This is a genomic window from Cupriavidus sp. 01L46, assembly GCF_056399905.1.
Genome location: NZ_JBFTSF010000661.1, coordinates 1 through 788, shown reverse-complemented (window position 1 = coordinate 788; position 788 = coordinate 1). Strand labels below are relative to the sequence as shown.

Sequence of the window (788 nt, the reverse complement as noted above, 5' to 3'; positions counted from 1 at the left end):
GATCACCACATGGCGGATCACCTGCCAGCGGTTGGCGCCCATCGAATACGCCGCGTTGATCTGCTCGATGGTGACCGAGCGCACGCCGGCTTGCGCGGACATCGCCAGCGGCGCGAAGCAAGCCAGGAAGATCAGCAGGATCTTGGACGTTTCATCGATGCCGAACCAGATCACGATCAACGGCAGGTAGGCCAGCGGCGGCAGCGGGCGATAGAACTCGATCGGCGGATCGAACACGCCGCGCGCAATGCGCGACACCCCCATCATCACGCCGATCGGCACCGCCGTGACGGTGGCCAGCGCAAAGGCGCCAAACACGCGCACCATGCTGGCGCGAAAGTGCTCGGTCAGGGGCAGGCCGCCTTGCACATTACCGTTCCAGGCATCGATAAACGCGTTGATGATGGCTTCCGGCGTGGGCAGGAACAGCGGCGGCAGCCAGCGCAGGTGGCTGGCGATCCACCATAGCGCCAGCAGCGACACGACGGTGATGGTGGAGATGCGCGAACTGGAGCCTTCGCCCGGCAAGCGGTAGCCGCAGACGGCCTTCATGCGGCGCGCGGGCGGCTTGGCGGCCACGGCGGCCGCGCCCGGCGCGGGCTCGAGTCTTTGAGCAGAAGCAGACATGTCGGACTCCTCAGGGCGTGGCATGGATCAGGTTGACGATTTCTTCGCGGTACCGGATGAACTCCGGATCGGCCTTGACCTCGCGGGCGTTGCCGCAGGCAATGAAGCGCCGGGCGAAGGGCAGCTCATAGGTATGCGCGATGCGGCCCGGCGAGGGCGTC

At 66.4% G+C, this 788-nt stretch carries 1 protein-coding gene and 1 pseudogene; both read right to left on the bottom strand.

What is annotated here, in order from left to right:
• Nucleotides 1–627, bottom strand: a 627-nt coding sequence (locus tag AC1DS3_RS39180) for an ABC transporter permease subunit (protein WP_477129436.1), incomplete at its 3' end; no start/stop codon positions are given.
• A gap of 10 nt (nucleotides 628–637) precedes the next feature.
• Nucleotides 638–788 (bottom strand): annotated as a pseudogene (locus AC1DS3_RS39175) (nitrate ABC transporter ATP-binding protein); the annotation flags it as partial.